13 protein-coding genes are annotated in these 16,334 nt (G+C 70.7%); 6 read left to right on the top strand and 7 right to left on the bottom strand.

Going from position 1 to position 16,334, the window contains the following annotated elements; translation table 11 throughout:
* The first annotated feature begins 153 nt into the window (after positions 1-153).
* The gene (locus tag OZ403_RS37105) at positions 154-1,665 is read left to right on the top strand and encodes a hypothetical protein (RefSeq protein WP_237080042.1); all 1,512 of its coding nucleotides are present in this window, start codon (positions 154-156) and stop codon (positions 1,663-1,665) included.
* A 79-nt stretch (positions 1,666-1,744) separates the two neighbouring features.
* Positions 1,745-2,611, top strand: a complete 867-nt coding sequence (locus OZ403_RS37110; RefSeq protein ID WP_140800346.1) for a hypothetical protein — start codon at positions 1,745-1,747, stop codon at positions 2,609-2,611.
* Between the two features lie 44 nt (positions 2,612-2,655).
* On the opposite strand, the gene OZ403_RS37115 is transcribed toward OZ403_RS37110, so the two are convergent.
* Both OZ403_RS37115 and OZ403_RS37120 read right to left on the bottom strand, forming a co-directional pair.
* Positions 2,656-3,051, bottom strand: a complete 396-nt coding sequence (locus OZ403_RS37115; RefSeq protein WP_268782971.1) for a response regulator — start codon at positions 3,049-3,051, stop codon at positions 2,656-2,658.
* Positions 3,052-3,232: 181 nt separating this feature from the next.
* Entirely contained in the window at positions 3,233-4,438 is a 1,206-nt protein-coding gene (locus tag OZ403_RS37120) for an IS701 family transposase (protein ID WP_442929817.1), read from the bottom strand.
* A gap of 448 nt (positions 4,439-4,886) precedes the next feature.
* Between OZ403_RS37120 and OZ403_RS37125 the strand changes: the two genes are divergently transcribed.
* On the top strand, positions 4,887-5,822 hold the full coding sequence (locus OZ403_RS37125) for a hypothetical protein (RefSeq protein WP_268782972.1): 936 nt from the start codon (positions 4,887-4,889) through the stop codon (positions 5,820-5,822).
* 64 nt (positions 5,823-5,886) lie between these two features.
* Here the strand turns inward: OZ403_RS37125 and OZ403_RS37130 are convergent, their stop codons facing one another.
* The gene (locus OZ403_RS37130) at positions 5,887-6,576 is read right to left on the bottom strand and encodes a nucleotidyltransferase family protein (RefSeq protein WP_174258997.1); all 690 of its coding nucleotides are present in this window, start codon (positions 6,574-6,576) and stop codon (positions 5,887-5,889) included.
* Positions 6,577-6,755: 179 nt separating this feature from the next.
* Positions 6,756-7,718, bottom strand: a complete 963-nt coding sequence (locus tag OZ403_RS37135) for a glutathione S-transferase family protein (protein ID WP_140877839.1) — start codon at positions 7,716-7,718, stop codon at positions 6,756-6,758.
* 233 nt (positions 7,719-7,951) lie between these two features.
* On the opposite strand from OZ403_RS37135, the gene OZ403_RS37140 reads away from it, so the two are divergent.
* Positions 7,952-8,839, top strand: a complete 888-nt coding sequence (locus OZ403_RS37140; RefSeq protein WP_268782973.1) for an OmpA/MotB family protein — start codon at positions 7,952-7,954, stop codon at positions 8,837-8,839.
* Positions 8,840-8,860: 21 nt separating this feature from the next.
* Here the strand turns inward: OZ403_RS37140 and OZ403_RS37145 are convergent, their stop codons facing one another.
* Positions 8,861-9,388, bottom strand: coding sequence for a hypothetical protein (locus OZ403_RS37145; RefSeq protein ID WP_268782974.1), 528 nt, complete (start codon positions 9,386-9,388; stop codon positions 8,861-8,863).
* A 192-nt stretch (positions 9,389-9,580) separates the two neighbouring features.
* Between OZ403_RS37145 and OZ403_RS37150 the strand changes: the two genes are divergently transcribed.
* Positions 9,581-12,562, top strand: a complete 2,982-nt coding sequence (locus OZ403_RS37150) for a hypothetical protein (RefSeq protein ID WP_140877843.1) — start codon at positions 9,581-9,583, stop codon at positions 12,560-12,562.
* 27 nt (positions 12,563-12,589) lie between these two features.
* Positions 12,590-13,783, top strand: coding sequence for an OmpP1/FadL family transporter (locus OZ403_RS37155; RefSeq protein ID WP_140795911.1), 1,194 nt, complete (start codon positions 12,590-12,592; stop codon positions 13,781-13,783).
* A gap of 84 nt (positions 13,784-13,867) precedes the next feature.
* On the opposite strand, the gene OZ403_RS37160 is transcribed toward OZ403_RS37155, so the two are convergent.
* Positions 13,868-15,085 carry a cyclic nucleotide-binding domain-containing protein gene (locus tag OZ403_RS37160; protein WP_268782975.1) on the bottom strand — a complete coding sequence of 406 codons (1,218 nt, stop codon included), beginning with the start codon at positions 15,083-15,085 and terminating at the stop codon, positions 13,868-13,870.
* A gap of 14 nt (positions 15,086-15,099) precedes the next feature.
* Positions 15,100-16,278 (bottom strand): cyclic nucleotide-binding domain-containing protein, encoded by a 1,179-nt coding sequence (locus OZ403_RS37165; protein WP_268782976.1) that lies wholly within the window; start codon positions 16,276-16,278, stop codon positions 15,100-15,102.
* Positions 16,279-16,334: the final 56 nt, after the last annotated feature.

Raw genomic sequence — 16,334 nt, forward strand, 5'->3', positions numbered from 1 at the left:
GTGGCCTCCAGGTCCACACCCCCTGAGAGGGTGTGGCTCCCCAGGCAACAGGGCCCACCGCCAACCCCGCGAAACCGCGGGCCTGAGTGCCCGGCCCGCTACGTGCTACCGCCGGAGCCACCGAGTCCCTTTTCGCTCCGAGGTCCACGCTCCATGTCGCCCTTCGCGCTTCGCCCCTCCTCGCGCTCCCTGCGGGCCGCGCTCCTGTTCCTGACCGCGCTGCTGCTTCCCCAGGCCCCGGCCCAGGCGGAGCCCGGCATCCGCATCCTGAACTCGCTCCGCGCCGAGGAGCTGGCCTTCAACGCGCTCACCAGCAACCGGGCCGCGCTGGACGCCCTCACCGAGATGCCGCTGCACTCGAAGACGTTCGTCTTCGACGGCCGGCTCAAGCACGCGCTGGAGCACCCACCTGCCCGGAACGTGATGGCGTACCTCACCGAGTGCGCGCTGCCGCCCGGCGCCGCCGTGGAGTGGACCAGCCGCGCCGGCGATACGTACACCTTCAAGGGCGAGGTGGGGCTGTGCCCCGAGTGGGCAAAGGACAAGCCGAGCCAGGCCTGCCTGGGCTACGTGACGGCCTGTCTCCTGGCGCGCAACAACGCCTTCGGCCGCCGCGTGATGGTGTCCATGCGCGGCGAGGACCCGAGCGAGCCCCGGCGCTTCAATCCCTCGGGAGACCGTCAGGAGTGGAGCCCCATGTTCCTGCCCTGCGCGTCGGGTGAGGCGGGCCTCCATGCCGAGTGCGGCTGGCTGGGGGAGAACGTGGGCACCTGCACCCCGGGCGACAAGGTGACGGTGGCCGCGGGCGCGCCCCACCCGGCCACGTGCACGGGCCAGCTGGGCCGCATCTTCGGAGACCGGGTGCTGCGCGTGTGCGAGGACCCGCGGGGCTGCGCCTGGGAGGACCGTCTGGCGGACACGCTCGGCAACCCCTGCGGCGGAATCGAGCCCAGCGTCGAGTTCAAGTGCCCCGCGAGCGGCCGCTACAGCGTCATGTCCGCGCCCTACAGCCGCGCCGCGATTCCGGGCTCGTGGGTGGCCCCGGTGGCCACCTCCGGCACCTACCCGGCCGAGCCCTTCGGCGCGTACACGTTCCGGGAGGGCTCCTTCTACGGGAACATGTTCGACTCGCGCGGCCTGACGGTGGAGGTCGTCCTCAATCAGGACAACTTCCAGCCCAGGCTCGTCAACCTGCGCTTCAAGGGCGTGGTCCACGATAACGTCCACGCCTGCCACGGCCGGGACTGGGTGGACGGCGACAGCCACCTGCGCTCGCGCATCTGCGCCAACGCCGACATCGGCGGCGAGCGCATCGCCGGATGCATGGCCTACGCGGCGGGCCCCTGCGAACCGGGCAGCTACAACCCCCGCCCCGCCCGCTGCAAGGTGAACGACGGCACCGCGGTGTGGGGGGACGGCGACTTCGAGGGTTGCATGGACGAAGCCGGCTTCCAGCACCCCGAGCCCATCACCGTGTACCTGCGCTCGCCCTGCGAGGTGATTTCCCCCAAGACGCAGACCACCTGTGGGGTGACGTGTGACTACTCCGAGTTCCCTCCCAAGTGCTCGGACACGTGCAAGCTCAAGAAGTCCCCGGGCCAGTGCCTCCAGACGGACGCGTGCCTGAACAACCCCAAAAACTGCCCGGCGCCACCGCAACAGTGAGGCGGATTGAATAAAGCAGGCCGCCAGGCGTCCAGGTCTCCGGCGGCCGCATCCCCGGCCCATCTTCAGGAGCTGCCCCGTGTTCCCAATCCGGACCCTGCTGTGTGCCCTTCTCGCGCTCGCGCTGGGCCTGGGTCCCACGGCGGCGGAGGCCCGCTTCGGCAAGCGCTCGCGGCCGTCCCAGAGCGACTCGAACCGGGACAGGGATGACAAGGAGCACGGGGCCTCCGCCATCGGCTCGGACGATGACGACGACGACGACGACGACGCGCCCCGCCGCTCCTCCCGGCGGCGCTCCTCGAGCAACCGGCGGCACGTGAGTGGCGGCTCGAGCACGGTGACGGTGAGCTGGCTCTCCTACCTCTTCATCACCGGCAACCATCGGATGAGCGTGTCGCCAGAGCTGCGCGGGGAGCGCCACGCGGCGGCGCTGTCCTTCCGCGTGGGCATCCAGGGAGGGCCGCTCAACGAAGGGGGCGGCGGCGCCGACCTGTTCCTCGGGCTGGAGGGCCGGCGCTTCGGCGTGGACCTGCGGCTGACGGGCGTGGGCCTGCCCACGGATGACGGGACGAGCGGTTCGGATTCCATCACCCTGACGCAGTCGCACCTCACCTGGGCGCTCATCTCCCACGAGCGTGCCCGCTTGCGCGCGGAGGCCGGTGTCAGCACCGCGCACGCGCCGGACATCACCTTCGTCGGCCCCAGCTTCGGCGCCTCCCTGGAGGCCTGCATCGCCGGCCCCCTGGACCTGGAGGCGCGCCTGCAGGTGACGCCCTTCCCCTACCGGCAGGTGGACGCGAGCGCCGCGCTGGCGTTGAAGCTGGGCGCGGTGGTGCTGCGCGGCGGATACCGGGGCATGGTGCTGGATGACGCCGGCTACGTGGATGGCGTCTCCCACGTCGACACCTTCCACGGCCCCTTCCTGGGCCTGGGCCTCACCTACTGACGTCCGCTGAAGTCCTCACGCCCGCGTCAGCGCGCAGCCCGTGCTCACGCGGGCGTCTTCACCACGCCGTCGGCCACCGGGCAGTGCCGCCGCGTCGCCTCCAGCAGCATCTCCAGTCTCACCGGCTTGCGCAGCACCCCCGCCGCGCCTGGCGGCAGCGGCCCGGCCTCCGCCGTCATCACCACCACCCGCGTCCCGACGAAGCGCTCATCGGACCGCAGCCGCTCGAGCAGACCTCGCCCGTCCACGCGCGGAATCTCCCAGTCGAGCAGCACCAGGCAGGCGGACTCCAACGCCGCGAGCACGCGAAGCGCTTCCACGGCGTTGATGGCCATGGACACCTCGAAGCCCTCGTCGTGCAGCGCTTCCGCCATGGCCCCCCGAACGTCCGGGTCATCCTCCACAATCAGGACCTGCGGCTGCACCACGGGATGAGTCACACCCGGCACCCTAGCACTACTGCGTCAGGGGCCCGAGGGGTGGACGGGGAGGCCGGGTAGGCGACGTGAGGTGCGGTGGTGGTGGTTGGTGCGGTGGCAGGTGGGGCAGCGCGGCAACCAGTTGGCAATCACCCGAGCCATAGCGAGCCGTGCGGTGATGAAGCTGTCGCGGAAGTGGCGCTCAGGCCGAGAGTGACTGCGTGTGGGCTTCAGCCGCCCTTCGGGCCGAGGGGGGAAAACGCCGCGTGCGTTCCGCCACGAGGAAGGCGTAGCAACACAGCGCGACGGAAACATGGTGATGCCAGCCGGGGAAACGGCGGCCTTCGTAATGGTCCAAACCCAGTTCCCCCTTGAGGTCTTCGTAGACGCGTTCGGTTCTCCATCGCTGCATCACCAGACGGATGAGCTGCTTCTTCGTCCGGCCCTCTGGCAGGGATATCAGGAAGTAATTGGCGGGCTCGGGCTCACTGTCTCGCCACTCGATGAGCAGCCCCAGGGGCTCCTGCTCTCGCTGGTGGACGCCCGCGGCGACGACGCGGCGTAGGGCAAAGCGTGCCGACAAGGCTTCTTGCGTGCCCTGGCGCCAGGTGCACCGTCGGAAGCCGCCTCGTTCATGAATGCGCCAGGCCAGGTCCGAAACACTTCGCGCGTCCTTTCGGGGACGGCCCTTCGCATCCAGGAGGCCGACGGTCGTCTGCGCAGACACCGCGACTGCGTAATGCAAGCCCAGTGCGCGAAGTCGCGCACGGAAGCCGCTGGAGTTGCCGTAGGCGCTGTCCGCCAGGAGGACGCCCGGAGCCACCCCGTCCTCCACGGCCCGCTCAATCATTCGCAGCGCCAGTTGGGGCTTCGTCCTGAAGGAAACCTCGGCGGGGATGCGGGCCTCACGGCGACGCGCCTCGTCGTTGGCCCAGCACTCGGGGAGGTACAGCTCGAAGTCGACGGGCAGGTGCTCGGTACGAGTGGTCACGCTGAGGCTGACGCCAATCTGGCAGTTGGCCACCTTCCCCGCCGAGCCGGTGTACTGCCGCTGGACGCCCACCGAGTGCTTGCCCTGCTTGAGAAAGCCCGTGTCGTCCACAATCCATGCTTCCACCGACTCCCGCCGCGTCATCGCCTCCAGCGCGTACCTCGACGCCTCGCGCCGCACGTCCCGGTCGCTCCACCTCGAGTCCACGGCGAAGTGCAACAACCGCTGGTGCATGGCATCCACCCGCTCGGGGTTCGGACACGCGCGGGCGGCGATGGGCTCCACGCTCTTGCGCTCCCCATCCCCCAGCAGGCCCATGGCGTAGAGGGCGAACGAGCCGCGCCGGCTCTCCTCGCCGAGGACCTCGCCGATTTGCTGGAAATACCTCTCAAGCCGCTGCACCGCGGCGGCGTTCATGAAGGAGTCCATACCTGCTTCATGAGTGGGGCGGATGGCGGCCGATGCAATGAGAGCCTACCCGCCCAGCCCTCCGTCGCACACTCCCCCTTCGGCCTACCCCTGACGCAGTAGTGCTAGTCCCTCCTTCGCGCCCAGGCACGAGCGACTTCGCCGCATTCCGCTCTCTGTCAAAGCATGAGCATCTGCCGGGCCCGCGCATGCAGATATTACAGCACGCGAAAGGCCGACGCGGCCCCTCCAGAACCGCGAGCCACACGGCCTCCCGGGCAGGCGCGCGGCGTGAGCTTTCACCGGGTGGCATTCGCAGCGACGGCGAACCGGCGCGGTGTCCTGCGCCGCACAGCATGCGCTGGTGGACGACACCTCGCGCCTGGAGGTCCATGGCCCCTTGGGAGGGAAGGCGATTGAATCCACCCGCCCCCGAAACCCCCACGAGGAGTGGACCTTGCCCGCATCCAAGGCCGTGCTGTGCGCCGCGCTCGCGGTCAGTGTCCTGCTGGGCACCTCTCCCGCGCAGGCGCGCTTCGGCAAGCGAGACACCTCCTCGTCTTCGTCCTCGTCACGGAGCACGTCCCGTCAGGCCTCTCCGTCCCAGGAGTCACGCGGCGCCCGAGCCCATCCCGCGTCCGCCATTGGCCAGTCCCGCGAGGGCGCGCATGGCAACCGCCGCACGCACGCGGCCTCCGCCATTGGCCACGAGCGCACGCCCCGGGGTGACGACGCGCCCCGGCGGCGCGCCGCGCGCGTGCGCCGGCTGCCACCGGGCTCCATCGTCGCGGGGGCCGTCATCGGCGCAACCCGCCCGGGCTTCGCCTCCGTGCGGCCCGCCCAGCGGGTGGTGCGCGAGCCAGAGGACACGGTGCCGCTGCAGGTGCGCATGGGTGTGCAGGGAGACTTGCTGGGCGGCGCCGGAGCCATGGGGCTCTTCATGGCCATGGATGGCCGCCACCTGGGCCTGGACGCGCGCATCACCGGCATGTCGCTGCCCGCGGTGGATGGCTCGGATGCCACCGACCGCATCACCCTGCTGAGCGCGCACGCCTCCGCGGCGCTGTGGGCGGGAGAGCGGGGCCGGCTGCGGCTGGAGGGCGGCGTCGCCAGCGCGCATGCGCCGGACATCCTCTTCGTGGGCCCCAGCTTCGCCGCGTCCGTGGAGGCCTGCATCGGCCCCTCGCCGGTGGACCTCGAGGCCCGCATCCAGGCGGTGCCCTTCCCGCACCGTCAGGTGGATGCCCAGGCCGGCCTGGCCGTGCACGTGGGTTCGCTCCACCTGCGCGGCGGCTGGCGGGCCCTGTACCTCAACGACGCCGGGCACACGACCGGGGAGAAGCAAATCGAACGGCTCACTGGCCCATACCTGGGCCTGGGCCTCACGTTCTGACGCATGGGGTGGTGCTGGCCGGAGCCCCTTCTCTCACGGGCCCCAGCCAGCCAGCTGTCGCGCGCTACTCCTCGGACGCGGCGGCCATGGGCGCCGAACCGCCGCCCAGCTCCGCCACGTTGGACGTCGCAGGCCCGGTGCCACGCTTGGCGCCGCGCCGCTTGGGCGGAGGCGCCAGCCGCGGCTGCGTGCCGAACAGGCGCTCGTACGTCTCCGGCGTGTTGATGTTCACCACCACGCCCGGGTCCTTCACCGGCACGCGGCGCACCTTCATCGTCGCCAGCGCTGGCTCCAGTTGCTGGCCCTCCGCGGCGCGCAGCCGCTCCGCCCCACTCCGTGAGAGCACCAGCGGCCAGCCAGGCGCGCTCTCGAACTCCGGGCGCAGCAGCTCATCCGCGTCTCCCGCCATCTTCAGGAGCGACTTGAGCGTGGACGCGCGCAGCGCCGGCATGTCCACCGGATGCAGCAACACCACGTCCGCGCCCGCCTCCAGCGCGGCGTCCAGCCCCGCTTTTATCGACAGGAGGGGCCCTTCCTGCCACCGCTCCGCTTCCACCAGCTCCATCCCCGGATGCTGCTCACGCACCGCCTCGGAGTCCTTCCCCACCACGCCAAGCACCATGGAACCCGCCTTGCCAAAGGTGGATGCCAGGGACTGGAGGAAGCTCTTGCCTCCCTCGTGCTCGATAAGCGCCTTGGGGTGGCCCATCCGCCGGGCCTCACCCGCAGCGAGGATGATCGCCACTGCCTTCATGCCAGCCTCCTCCGCCCCCATGAATGAACGCCGCAGGCCCGGGGGCCTCCTCTCAAAGGCTGTGGCGTCCGCGTGGGATTGCAGCCCACCCCTGGGTCCCAGCCGTCAGCCAGACGCCAGTCACTCCGGACGGGTGTTCGCTGGGTGAGCATCCGGCCAGGCGCTCCGTCCTCCATCCGTCATCCGAAACGCCGCGCCCTGTCGTGGGGCTCCCCGAGCGGAACCGTGGGCCCCAGCGGCACCACGCGCGTGGGATTCACCGTCGTCTGGCTCCAGTAGTAGTGCAGCTTGATGTGGTCCAGCTGCGTCGTCTCCGTGAAGCCGGGCGTCTGGTAGAGGTCCTTCAGGTACCCCCACAGGTTCGGGGAGTCCTGGATGCGCCGCAGGTTGCACTTGAAGTGGGCGTGGTACACGAGGTCAAAGCGCACCAGCGTCGTGTAGAGACACACGTCCGCCTCGGTGAGCGTGGCGCCGCACAGGTAGCGCCGCGTGCCCAGCACCTGCTCCCACGTGTCGAGCGCGGAGAACAGCTCGCGGCACGCGTCCTCGTAGGCCCTCTGGCTGGTGGCGAAACCCGCGCGGTACACGCCGTTGTTGATGGACGGGTAGATGGCGTCCAGCGTGGCGTCCACCTGCGCGCGCAGGTGCGGCGGCGCCAGCTGCACGGACGCGTCCCCGTACGCGTCGAACTCCGTGTCCAGCATGCGCAAGAGCTCGCGCGATTCGTTGTTGACCACCGTCTCCCGCTGCCGGTCCCAGAGCACCGGCACCGTGACGCGGCCCGTGTAGTCCGCGCGGGCCTTCATGTAGAGCTCCCGCAGGAACTCGAAGCCGTAGAAGGGCTCCGGGTCGGAGCCGGGGTAGCCCTGGAAGGTCCACCCGTCATCGCCCATGCGCGGGTCCACCACCGTCAGGCCGATGGCGCCCTCCAGCTTCTTCAGCTTGCGGATGATGGCCAGCCGGCTGGCCCACGGGCACGCATAGGAGAGGTAGAGGTGGTAGCGCCCCGGCTCGGCGGGAAGGCCACTGGAGCCATCCGCCGTCACGCGGTCGCGGAACACCGTGGGCGGGCGCTCGAAGCGCCCCTCCGCGTCGGGCGCGTACCAGCCCGTGTGCCACCTGCCCTCAATCAACTGCCCCATGGCGGATGCCTCCCCTCGCTCAACGTGGCCATCCTCGCCGCCAGGTGCACCACCTCCAGCGGGGGTTTCCGCTCCCAGGCCGTGTCCTCCGGACGCGGCGTGCGAAGCGGAGGGCGCCCTTCTGACACCGCTGCAACCTTGCACCGCCAGACACCTGCGCACACCGGGGCGCCTTGAGGCGCACCCTGGACGTCTGGCTACGGTGGCCCCCGTTCCACTCGGGAGGTCGCGACATGACGGAGTCCACGCAGCACGGCCAGGCACAGCACGGACGGCCCTGGGTGCCCTGGCTGGTGACGGCGTTGGTGGTGCTGATGTCGGGCGGCGTGATGTACCTGGCGCACCGCGGGACGAGCCAGGCCGAGGCGCTGGCGGAGCAGTCCCGCCAGTCGGCCGTGGACGCCGCCACGCGGGCGCGGGACGCGGAGGCCGCGCGGCTGCAGCTGGAGCAGAAGCTGGCGGCGCTGGAAGCCGAGCGCGCCCAGCTCGCCACGGAGAAGGAGCAGCTCAGCTCGGAGAAGGAGCAGCTCAGCCAGACGGTGCAGGAGCAGGAGGCGGAGCTGGCGAAGCTGAAGGCCACCTACGACGACCTGCAGGACAAGATGAAGGCGGAGATCGCCGAGGGCGCCATCCGCCTGTCCCACGCCGAGGGCCGCATCCAGGTGGACCTGGTGGACAAGGTGCTGTTCGACTCCGGCGACGCGAGCATCAGCGCGCGCGGCCAGGAGGTGCTGACGCGGCTGGGCAGCGTGCTGGCCAAGGTGGAGGACAAGTCCATCCAGGTGTCGGGCCACACGGATGACTCGCCCCCGTCGCAGAAGCTGCAGAGCACCTTCCCGTCCAACTGGGAGCTGTCCGTGGCGCGCGCGGTGAACGTGGTGCGCTTCCTCCAGGACGCCGGCGGCGTGCCCGCGCGCCGGCTGGTGGCGGCGGGCTACGGGCAGATGCGGCCGGTATCCACCAACGCGACCCCGCTGGGGCGCGCGCGCAACCGGCGCATCGAGGTGCTCCTCATGCCGGACCTGCCCTCCAAGCGCACGCCGGCCGCGGCCGTCCAGCGCGTCGTCGCGGGCGGCACCGCGCCCAAGGCCCAGGCGAAGCCCGCGCGCGGGACGAAGTAGCGCCGCGGGCCGCGACTGGCGCTACTGCTTCTTCACCGACTCCAGCAGCTTGCGGAAGGACTTCTCCGAAGCGGCCACCGTCTTCTCCGGGCCCGTCAGCTTGAAGAAGACGGCGCCCTGGGCGCCCTCGACGATGGCGCCCAGCAGCCGGAAGCCGGGCTTGGGCGTGGAGGGGCCCATCATCGGCCCGCCGCCCGTGTACGTGCCCTTCACGTCCACCGTCGTCAACGGCATGCCGTTGAGCTTCTCCGACTTCGTCTTCGACTTGTCCTGCGGGATGGGCTTGCCGTCCGCCGTCTGGAACTGGCCCACCCAGCGCTTCACGTTGGCGTCCACCGCGCCGCCCTGGCCCTGGCCGAAGTAGAAGACGGCCAGCTCCGCGCCCTCCGTGTCCCCCTTGGCCGCGGGAAACTTGTACGTCGCCGCGCGCATCGGCCGGGCCCCCTGCACCGCCCAGTCCGCGGGCGCCGTCCACGTCAGGCCCCCCGCGTCCTCCGCATGCGCCACCACGGCAACGGCCACCACCAGCACACCCAATAGTCGGTTCATGCGCGGCAGCGTAACCGCCTGGGGCCCACTGCGCAGCGTGTCAACGACCACCCGTCTCACCACCCCGCACGCGCCATCACAAGTGACACGACGCGTCAAGTCCCTCGTCTTCCTGCCAACCCATGGACGTGGTACGCCACAGACGTTTCCAGTCCAGTCATCCCAACCCAGGACTTGGAGGGGGTTGTACCCATGAGAAAGGTGTTGTTCCTCGGGGCCTTTGCCCTGGGCGCCTCGGCCTGTACTCCCGATATCGCCCAGGATCCGCCGCGGAGCCCCGAAGACTCCGTCGTCGCGGAGTTTGATCCAACCGGGTCTCCACCCGTCGTCCCGTCGCCCAACGACCTGGCCATCGTCAATGGTCTGGTCAATGCGCCCATCAATCCGCAGGCACCGGCGGCGGAGCAGGAGTTCACGCGCGACTACGTGAACACGCTCAACGGCTTCCCGACCACGGTCACCGCGACCACCCGCATCCGGGGCCTGGAGGCGGGAACGGTCAACACGAACACGGTGAAGATCATCGACGTGTACGCGGGTACACCGCTGGCGAAGCCGGCGACGCCCAGCTACATCGGGTACAACGAGGAGACCAACCTCGTCACCATCATCCCCCCGCTGCCCGGGGGCTGGCCCAAGGGTGGCCGCTACGCGGTGGCCATCATCGGCGGTGAGAACGGCGTGAAGACGACGGCCGGCAAGCCGGTCATCCCGTCCGCCACGTGGGCCTTCGCCAGCTCCACCGAGTCGCTGGTCACCTGCGACGACCTGCAGGCGCCCAACTGCCAGACGGCCACCGAGCTCATCCCCTCCACGGTGACGGAGCCCGCCGCCCGCCTGGCGGACCAGACGGCCAGCGCCCTGCGGCTGGAGCAGCTGCGCCGCGGCTACGCGCCCATCCTGAAACTGGTGTCCGAGCAGTTCAGCGTGAAGCACGAGGACATCGTCCTCCTGTGGACCTTCTCCATCATGGACCACCCGGAGGCCACCTTCGATCCGGGCAACGGCGTCGTCCCCTTCCCCAATGACCTGCTGCGCAACCCCGAAACCGGGCAGCTGGCCCTGCCGGTGCCCCCCGAGGCCGGCCCCGCGCAGAGCCTCATCAGGGGCCTCAATACCCTGGACGGCTGGTCCACCACCGCGCCCATCGTGTCGGAGAACGGCGCGAGACGCGGCCCCATCGACACGGGTTCCCTGCTGGACGCGAACACCGTGCGCATGAAGATCGGCTTCACGCCGGACGACGAGACGGAGCAGAAGACCACGCTGCGCTTCGTCAAGCTGACCAACCACACCTCGGGCACCAACCCCCAGGTGAAGGTGTGCTTCAACTGCGAGCCCGTCGTGGAGGGCCTGACGCCGGCGCCGAACTCGCCGCAGCAGCTCCAGATTGTCCCGGAGGTGCCGCTGGATGAGGCCACCCAGTACGGCGTGGTGATGCTGCGCGGCATGAAGGACACGCTGGGCCGCACCGTGGCGCCCACCGCCGCGCAGGCGCTGATGCGCATGGCCAACCCGCTGGTGGACGCCAACGGCAAGAGCCAGGTGGCCGCCGTTCCTGACACGCTCGCCCGGGACCTGGAGCCGGTGCGTCTGGGCATGAAGCGGCTGTTCGACGGCCTGGAGGCCGCGGGCATCCCGCGCAAGGACATCAACCTGGCGTGGGCCTTCACCACCCAGAACACCCGCTCCATCCTCGAGCGGCTGAACGCCATCCCCTCGCAGGCGAACATCCCGGCCGACCCCGTCTACCTGCTGGACCAGACGGCCACCATCAAGGGCACGATGAGCGCCCTGACGCTGGAGAACAACGCGGTGGGCCGCGTCTTCATCGGCGCGTACCACTCGCCCTTCCTCCTGGATGACGCGCAGGGCACGCTCAACCGCGCCACGCCGCGCATCGACCGCGTCCCGTTCATGCTCTTCACGCCCGCGGGCGAGGTGCCCGCGGACGGCTACCCGGTGGTCATCTACGGCCATGGGCTGACGGGCAACCGCACCAACATCATGACGGTGGCCAACAACTTCAACGCGGCGGGCTACGCCGTGGCGGCCATCGACACCGTGTTCCACGGTGAGCGCGCCAGCTGCGCTGGCATCAGCGAGGACGCCCCGGTCATCATCGACGAGAACCGCGATGGCACGCCCGAGTACGTCTTCACCACGCCGGACGAGGCCTGCGACGACGGCGACACCTGCGACGTGACGGCGGGCAGCGCCACCTTCGGCCGCTGCGTGTCGAACAACCAGCCCGCGTGCAACGTGGCGCCGGGCGCCTCGCCGCACGGTGACGTGTTCTGCTCCAGCCAGGGCCTGGGCCGCTGCGTGGCCGCGCCTGGCAGCGCCACCGGCACCTGCGAGGGCGGCGACTTCGCCCGTCCGGGTCCCAATCAGCCGCCGTACGTCTCCGGCGCGGGCTTCCTGAACCTGGTCAACCTGTTCGCCACCCGCGACAACTTCCGCCACCACGTGGTGGACTTCGCCCAGTTGGTGCGCGCGCTGGACACCGACAGCCTCAACGCCCGCCTGACGGGCGCGGGCGCCGGTACGCTGAACACCAGCCAGTTCCACTACGTGGGCCAGAGCCTGGGCGGCATCCAGGGCGTCCTGTCCGCCTCCGTGTCCCCTGTCGTGGGCCGCACGGCGCTCAACACGGTGGGCGGTGACCTGGTGGACATCCTCCTGACGGCCACGGACCCGGCGTTCGTGCGGTACCGCTCGGGCTTCTTCCAAACCCTGGAAGGCATCGGCCGCGCCCCGGGCACGCCGGAGTTCTACGAGTTCATCACCCTGGCGCGCACCATCCTGGACCCGGCCTCGCCCCGCAACTACGGCAAGTACCTGGAGAACGCGCCGTCCGCGCCCGCCAACCGCGATGCGTTCATCCAGTACATCGAGGGTGACATGGTCATCCCCAACGCGGTGACCGAGGGCCTCATCAACGCGGCCAACCACCCGCTGGTCAACGCCTCCACGCCCCGCACGGTGCAGACGTACCTGGCGAAGGACGGGATGGGCCTGCCGGCGGACGTGCGTCACGCGTTCTTCGGCATCGTGGACCCGTCACTGGACCCCAGCTCGGGGACCAGTCAGTTCCTCCGGTCCGTGCGCAACACCGCGCAGAACCAGGTCATCCAGTTCCTGAACACGGGCGTCGCGTCGCCCACCCCGTAACGACCTCCAGAGAGAGAACGAACCAACATGAAGAAGACACTCTCCCTCATCACGTTGCTCGCCGCCGGGACGACCCAGGCCGCGGGCTTCCAGGTCAACACCCAGAGCGCCCGCTCCTCGGGCATGGCCAACGCGGCGGCGGCGTGGCTGGATGACTCGTCCGCCATCTACTCCAACGCGGCCAACATCCTGGGCGTGGAGAAGCTGGACATCACCGCGGGCGTCACCGGCATCCTCCCCAGCCTGCAGTTCACCCCCACGGGTGGCTCGGTGCAGGGGCAGAAGACGACGCTGTCTCCGCCGCCGCACGTGTTCGCCGTGTACAAAATCACGGACTCGCTGGCGGCCGGCGTGGGCTTCTACACGCCGTTCGGCGCGAGCAGCCGGTGGAAAGACGACTTCGTGGGCCGCTTCCGCGCCCAGGAGTCCGGGCTGTCCATCTACAACATCAACCCCACGGTGGCGTACCAGGTGCACGACCGCTTCCGCGTGGGCGCGGGCCTGAACATCACCCGCGGCACGCTGGAGATTAAGCGCGCGCTGGGATTCGTCACCAGCGAAGGCCAGGTGCACCTGGGCGGCGCGGGCTGGGGCCTCGGCTTCAACGCCGGTGTCCAGGCCGTGGTGGTCCCCAAGCTCGTGACGTTGGGCGTGCAGTACCGCAGCCCCATCAGCATGACGTTCAAGGGCGACGCGGACTTCCGGGACGTGCCGCCGGCCTTCCAGGGCCGTCTGCCGGACACCCGCGTGGAGGGTGACGTCAAGCTGCCGCAGTCGGTGGTGGCGGGCATCGCCGTCACGCCGCTGGACCGCCTGACGATTGCGTTCGACGCCAACTGGGTGGGCTGGTCCAGCTTCCCGGAGCTCGCCATCGAGTTCCCGGACAACCCGGCCATCAACAACCCGCTGCCGAAGAACTGGCGCTCGACGTGGAACTTCCACCTGGGCGGTGAGTACGGCATCACCGACGCGCTGCAGGTGCGCGCCGGCGTGCTGCTGGACCCGGCGCCCAGCCCGGATGACACGCTGACGCCGGACCTGCCGGACGCGGACCGCTTCGGCGTGTCGGCGGGCGTGGGCTACAGCTTCGGCGCCGTGCGCGTCGACGCGGCCTACCAGTTCGTCAACCTGTCCGACAAGAACAGCACCGCGCCGGGCATGACGGGTACCTACAATGGCACGGCCCAGGTGTTCGGCCTGACGCTCGGCTACTCCATGTAGTCTTCCGGCACCGTCCGGACCTCACCGCGCCCGGGTCTCCTCACGGAGGCCCGGGCGTTGTGTTTCCAGCGCCAGCCCTTCGCTTCAGACGCGCAGGTCTCCGTCGTGCAACACCCGCCCGGAGGCCAGCGCCTGCGCCGTGCGCTGGAGCCGCTCCGTGCCCATGCGCATCAACTGGCCCTTGAGGCCCGGCTGGCTGAGCAGGTGCTTCTGGAAGGCGTCGCGCTCCAGCCGCAGCACCACGCCCGCCACGTCCGCGCGCACCGTGGCGGACACCGGCTTGTCCAGCAGCAGGGAGATTTCACCGAAGACGTCGCCCTCGCGCAGCGCGGACAGCGCCACGCGCCGTCCATGAGGCTGCTCCAACCACGGCGTGCAGCGCCCACGCAGCAGCACGTAGAAGGCGTCTCCCGGCTGGCCCTGCGTCATCAGCGCCTCGCCCGCGGCGAAGGAGCGCAGCTCGAAGTCGCGCGACACCGCGGCCTTCTGCGCGGGCGACAGCTGATTGAAGAGCGGGTTGCTGCGCAGCAGGTTCTCCACCATCCGCCGCCGGTAGAAGGCGTCCACCACCGCCGTCACGTCCGGGTGCTGCGCCGCCACCGCTTCCATGTGCTGGCGCGTGAGCTCCAACAGCACCGCGCGCTCGGTGGCCACCACGGTGGCCAGCCGGGGCCCCTCGGAGATGAGCGCCAGCTCCCCGAAGAAGTCCCCGGGCGTCACGGTGCCCACGCTCCGCCGTTGGCCGTCCTCCAGCGCGCGCACCACGTCCGCGAGGCCCTCCACCAGGGCGAACATGGAGGCGCCCGGCGTCCCCTCCTCCACCACCGTCTGTCCCGGAAAGAAGGCGCGCACATGGAGAACCTCGAGCAGCGCGACGAAGGTCTCCCGACTCACCTGCGAGAGGATGGGCAGCCCGGTGGCACTCTCCACCGCGACCTGCGCCCGGCTGGCATCCACGGGCACCGCTGTCCCCGGCGGCAGGGCGAAGCGCTCCGCCAGCACGCGCGCGGTCCGCACCAGCGCGGCGTGGGACGCGCCCAGCCGGGGCAGGGCCACGCACGCGGCCACCGCGCGCAGGGGCTGGCCCGCCTTCGTCCAGGCCAGCGCGGCCTCCTGGTACGCGGCGGCGGCGTCCGCGGGACGGCTGAGCCACTCCAGCAACTCCGCCATCTTCTGACGCACCTCCGCGTCGTCCGGCGCGTCCTTCGCCACGCCCTGGTACTCCGCCAGGGCCTCCTCCAACCTGCCCTCGCTGGCGAGCTGGACGGCCCGCTGCCTGTCCGCGCCGTGCACGTGCGCCATGGCCGTCTCCCCTGCTACGCGCTGAGCGCGCGCACGCGCTCCGCGAGCTTTTCCGTGAAGAGGCGGAGGATGCGCAGCGCGGCCGCCTCGTGCGTGTCCAGGTAGTGCTGGAAGTCCACGCGCGTCACCCGCAGCGCCCGCACGTCCGTGCGCGCGCACACCTGCGCGGACGTGTCTCCGTCCAGGATGAGGGAGACTTCGCCGATGAAGGCCCCAGGCCCCAGCGTGTTGAGCAACCGGGCGCCGGGCGCCGGACCGACGAGCACGTCCACCGTCCCCTCCAGCAGCACCAGCAGCCCCGAGCCGGGCGCGCCCTTCTCCAGCACCGTGGCCCCTTGCGCGAACTGCACCGGCCGCGCCAGCTGGTAGAGGTCCTTCATGTCCACCAGGGACAGCTCGCCGAAGAGGGGAATGGCCTTGAGGTATTCATAGCCGTCCGGCGGAGGAGGCGGCGCGCGGGCGGGCTCCACCGACGGGCCACCATTCAGGTTCAGGTGACGCAGCAGCCGCGTGTGCTCCGCCTGGAGCGCGATGTCCCCCCGAAGCTCCGGCTCCTGGAGCGCATCCGCCAGCAGCACCAGCGCCCGCCACGAATCCCCCTGCGCGTCCAGCAGCGCGCTCATCCGCAGCACCGCCTCACGCCGCGCCACGGCGATGTCCGGGGACACGGCACGCAGGGACTCCAGCTCCGCGTGCGGGTTGCCCAGCTCGCGGTACACCGCAGCGGCCTCCATGGGACGGCGCAGCCGGGTGAGACAACGGGCCATGGCCTCGCGTGCTTGCAGCGACTCGTACAGCGACAGCGCCCGCTCCAGCGCGCCGCCGCGCTCGAAGGCCGCCGCCGCCCGGGCCGGTTCACCCGCGCGCAGCCACGCCTCCGCAGCCAGGAGCAGCGCGCCCGCCTGCTCGTGGAGTTGTGCGACGTCAGCCGCGGCGCCATCCACCTCCAGCACCCGCGCGGCGCCAGCGAAGTCACGCGCCCGCCGCAGCACCGACACCAGCGTGGCGCGAGCGGACGCGGACACGCGCGAGGACTCCTCCAGCACGACGCCCCGCTGCGACGCCGCCAGGGCCTCGTAGGTACGGACAGCCACGTCCACCGTCCCCTGCGCCACCGCCTCCCAGAAGGGCCGCGTGCCCGTGCTGGCGGGCAGCTCGTCACCGTGCCCTGACTCCACCGTGGAACGCGCCATGCCGTGAACTCCCCCAGGCACCCCTGGGCCCACCCCCTGGGCTCTCCACGTGCCGG

It is taken from the genome of Myxococcus sp. NMCA1 (genome assembly GCF_026810205.1).
Lineage (GTDB): Bacteria > Myxococcota > Myxococcia > Myxococcales > Myxococcaceae > Myxococcus > Myxococcus xanthus_A.

What these genes read in the sequence shown, in the direction of transcription:
- OZ403_RS37160 (WP_268782975.1), bottom strand. Translation starts at nt 15,085, where the DNA reads ATGGCGCACGTGCACGGCGCGGACAGGCAGCGGGCCGTCCAGCTCGCC.
- OZ403_RS37145 (WP_268782974.1), bottom strand. Translation starts at nt 9,388, where the DNA reads ATGAACCGACTATTGGGTGTGCTGGTGGTGGCCGTTGCCGTGGTGGCG.
- OZ403_RS37130 (WP_174258997.1), bottom strand. Translation starts at nt 6,576, where the DNA reads ATGAAGGCAGTGGCGATCATCCTCGCTGCGGGTGAGGCCCGGCGGATG.
- OZ403_RS37165 (WP_268782976.1), bottom strand. Translation starts at nt 16,278, where the DNA reads ATGGCGCGTTCCACGGTGGAGTCAGGGCACGGTGACGAGCTGCCCGCC.
- OZ403_RS37120 (WP_442929817.1), bottom strand. Translation starts at nt 4,438, where the DNA reads ATGAACGCCGCCGCGGTGCAGCGGCTTGAGAGGTATTTCCAGCAAATC.
- OZ403_RS37105 (WP_237080042.1), top strand. Translation starts at nt 154, where the DNA reads ATGTCGCCCTTCGCGCTTCGCCCCTCCTCGCGCTCCCTGCGGGCCGCG.
- OZ403_RS37140 (WP_268782973.1), top strand. Translation starts at nt 7,952, where the DNA reads ATGACGGAGTCCACGCAGCACGGCCAGGCACAGCACGGACGGCCCTGG.
- OZ403_RS37135 (WP_140877839.1), bottom strand. Translation starts at nt 7,718, where the DNA reads ATGGGGCAGTTGATTGAGGGCAGGTGGCACACGGGCTGGTACGCGCCC.
- OZ403_RS37150 (WP_140877843.1), top strand. Translation starts at nt 9,581, where the DNA reads ATGAGAAAGGTGTTGTTCCTCGGGGCCTTTGCCCTGGGCGCCTCGGCC.
- OZ403_RS37155 (WP_140795911.1), top strand. Translation starts at nt 12,590, where the DNA reads ATGAAGAAGACACTCTCCCTCATCACGTTGCTCGCCGCCGGGACGACC.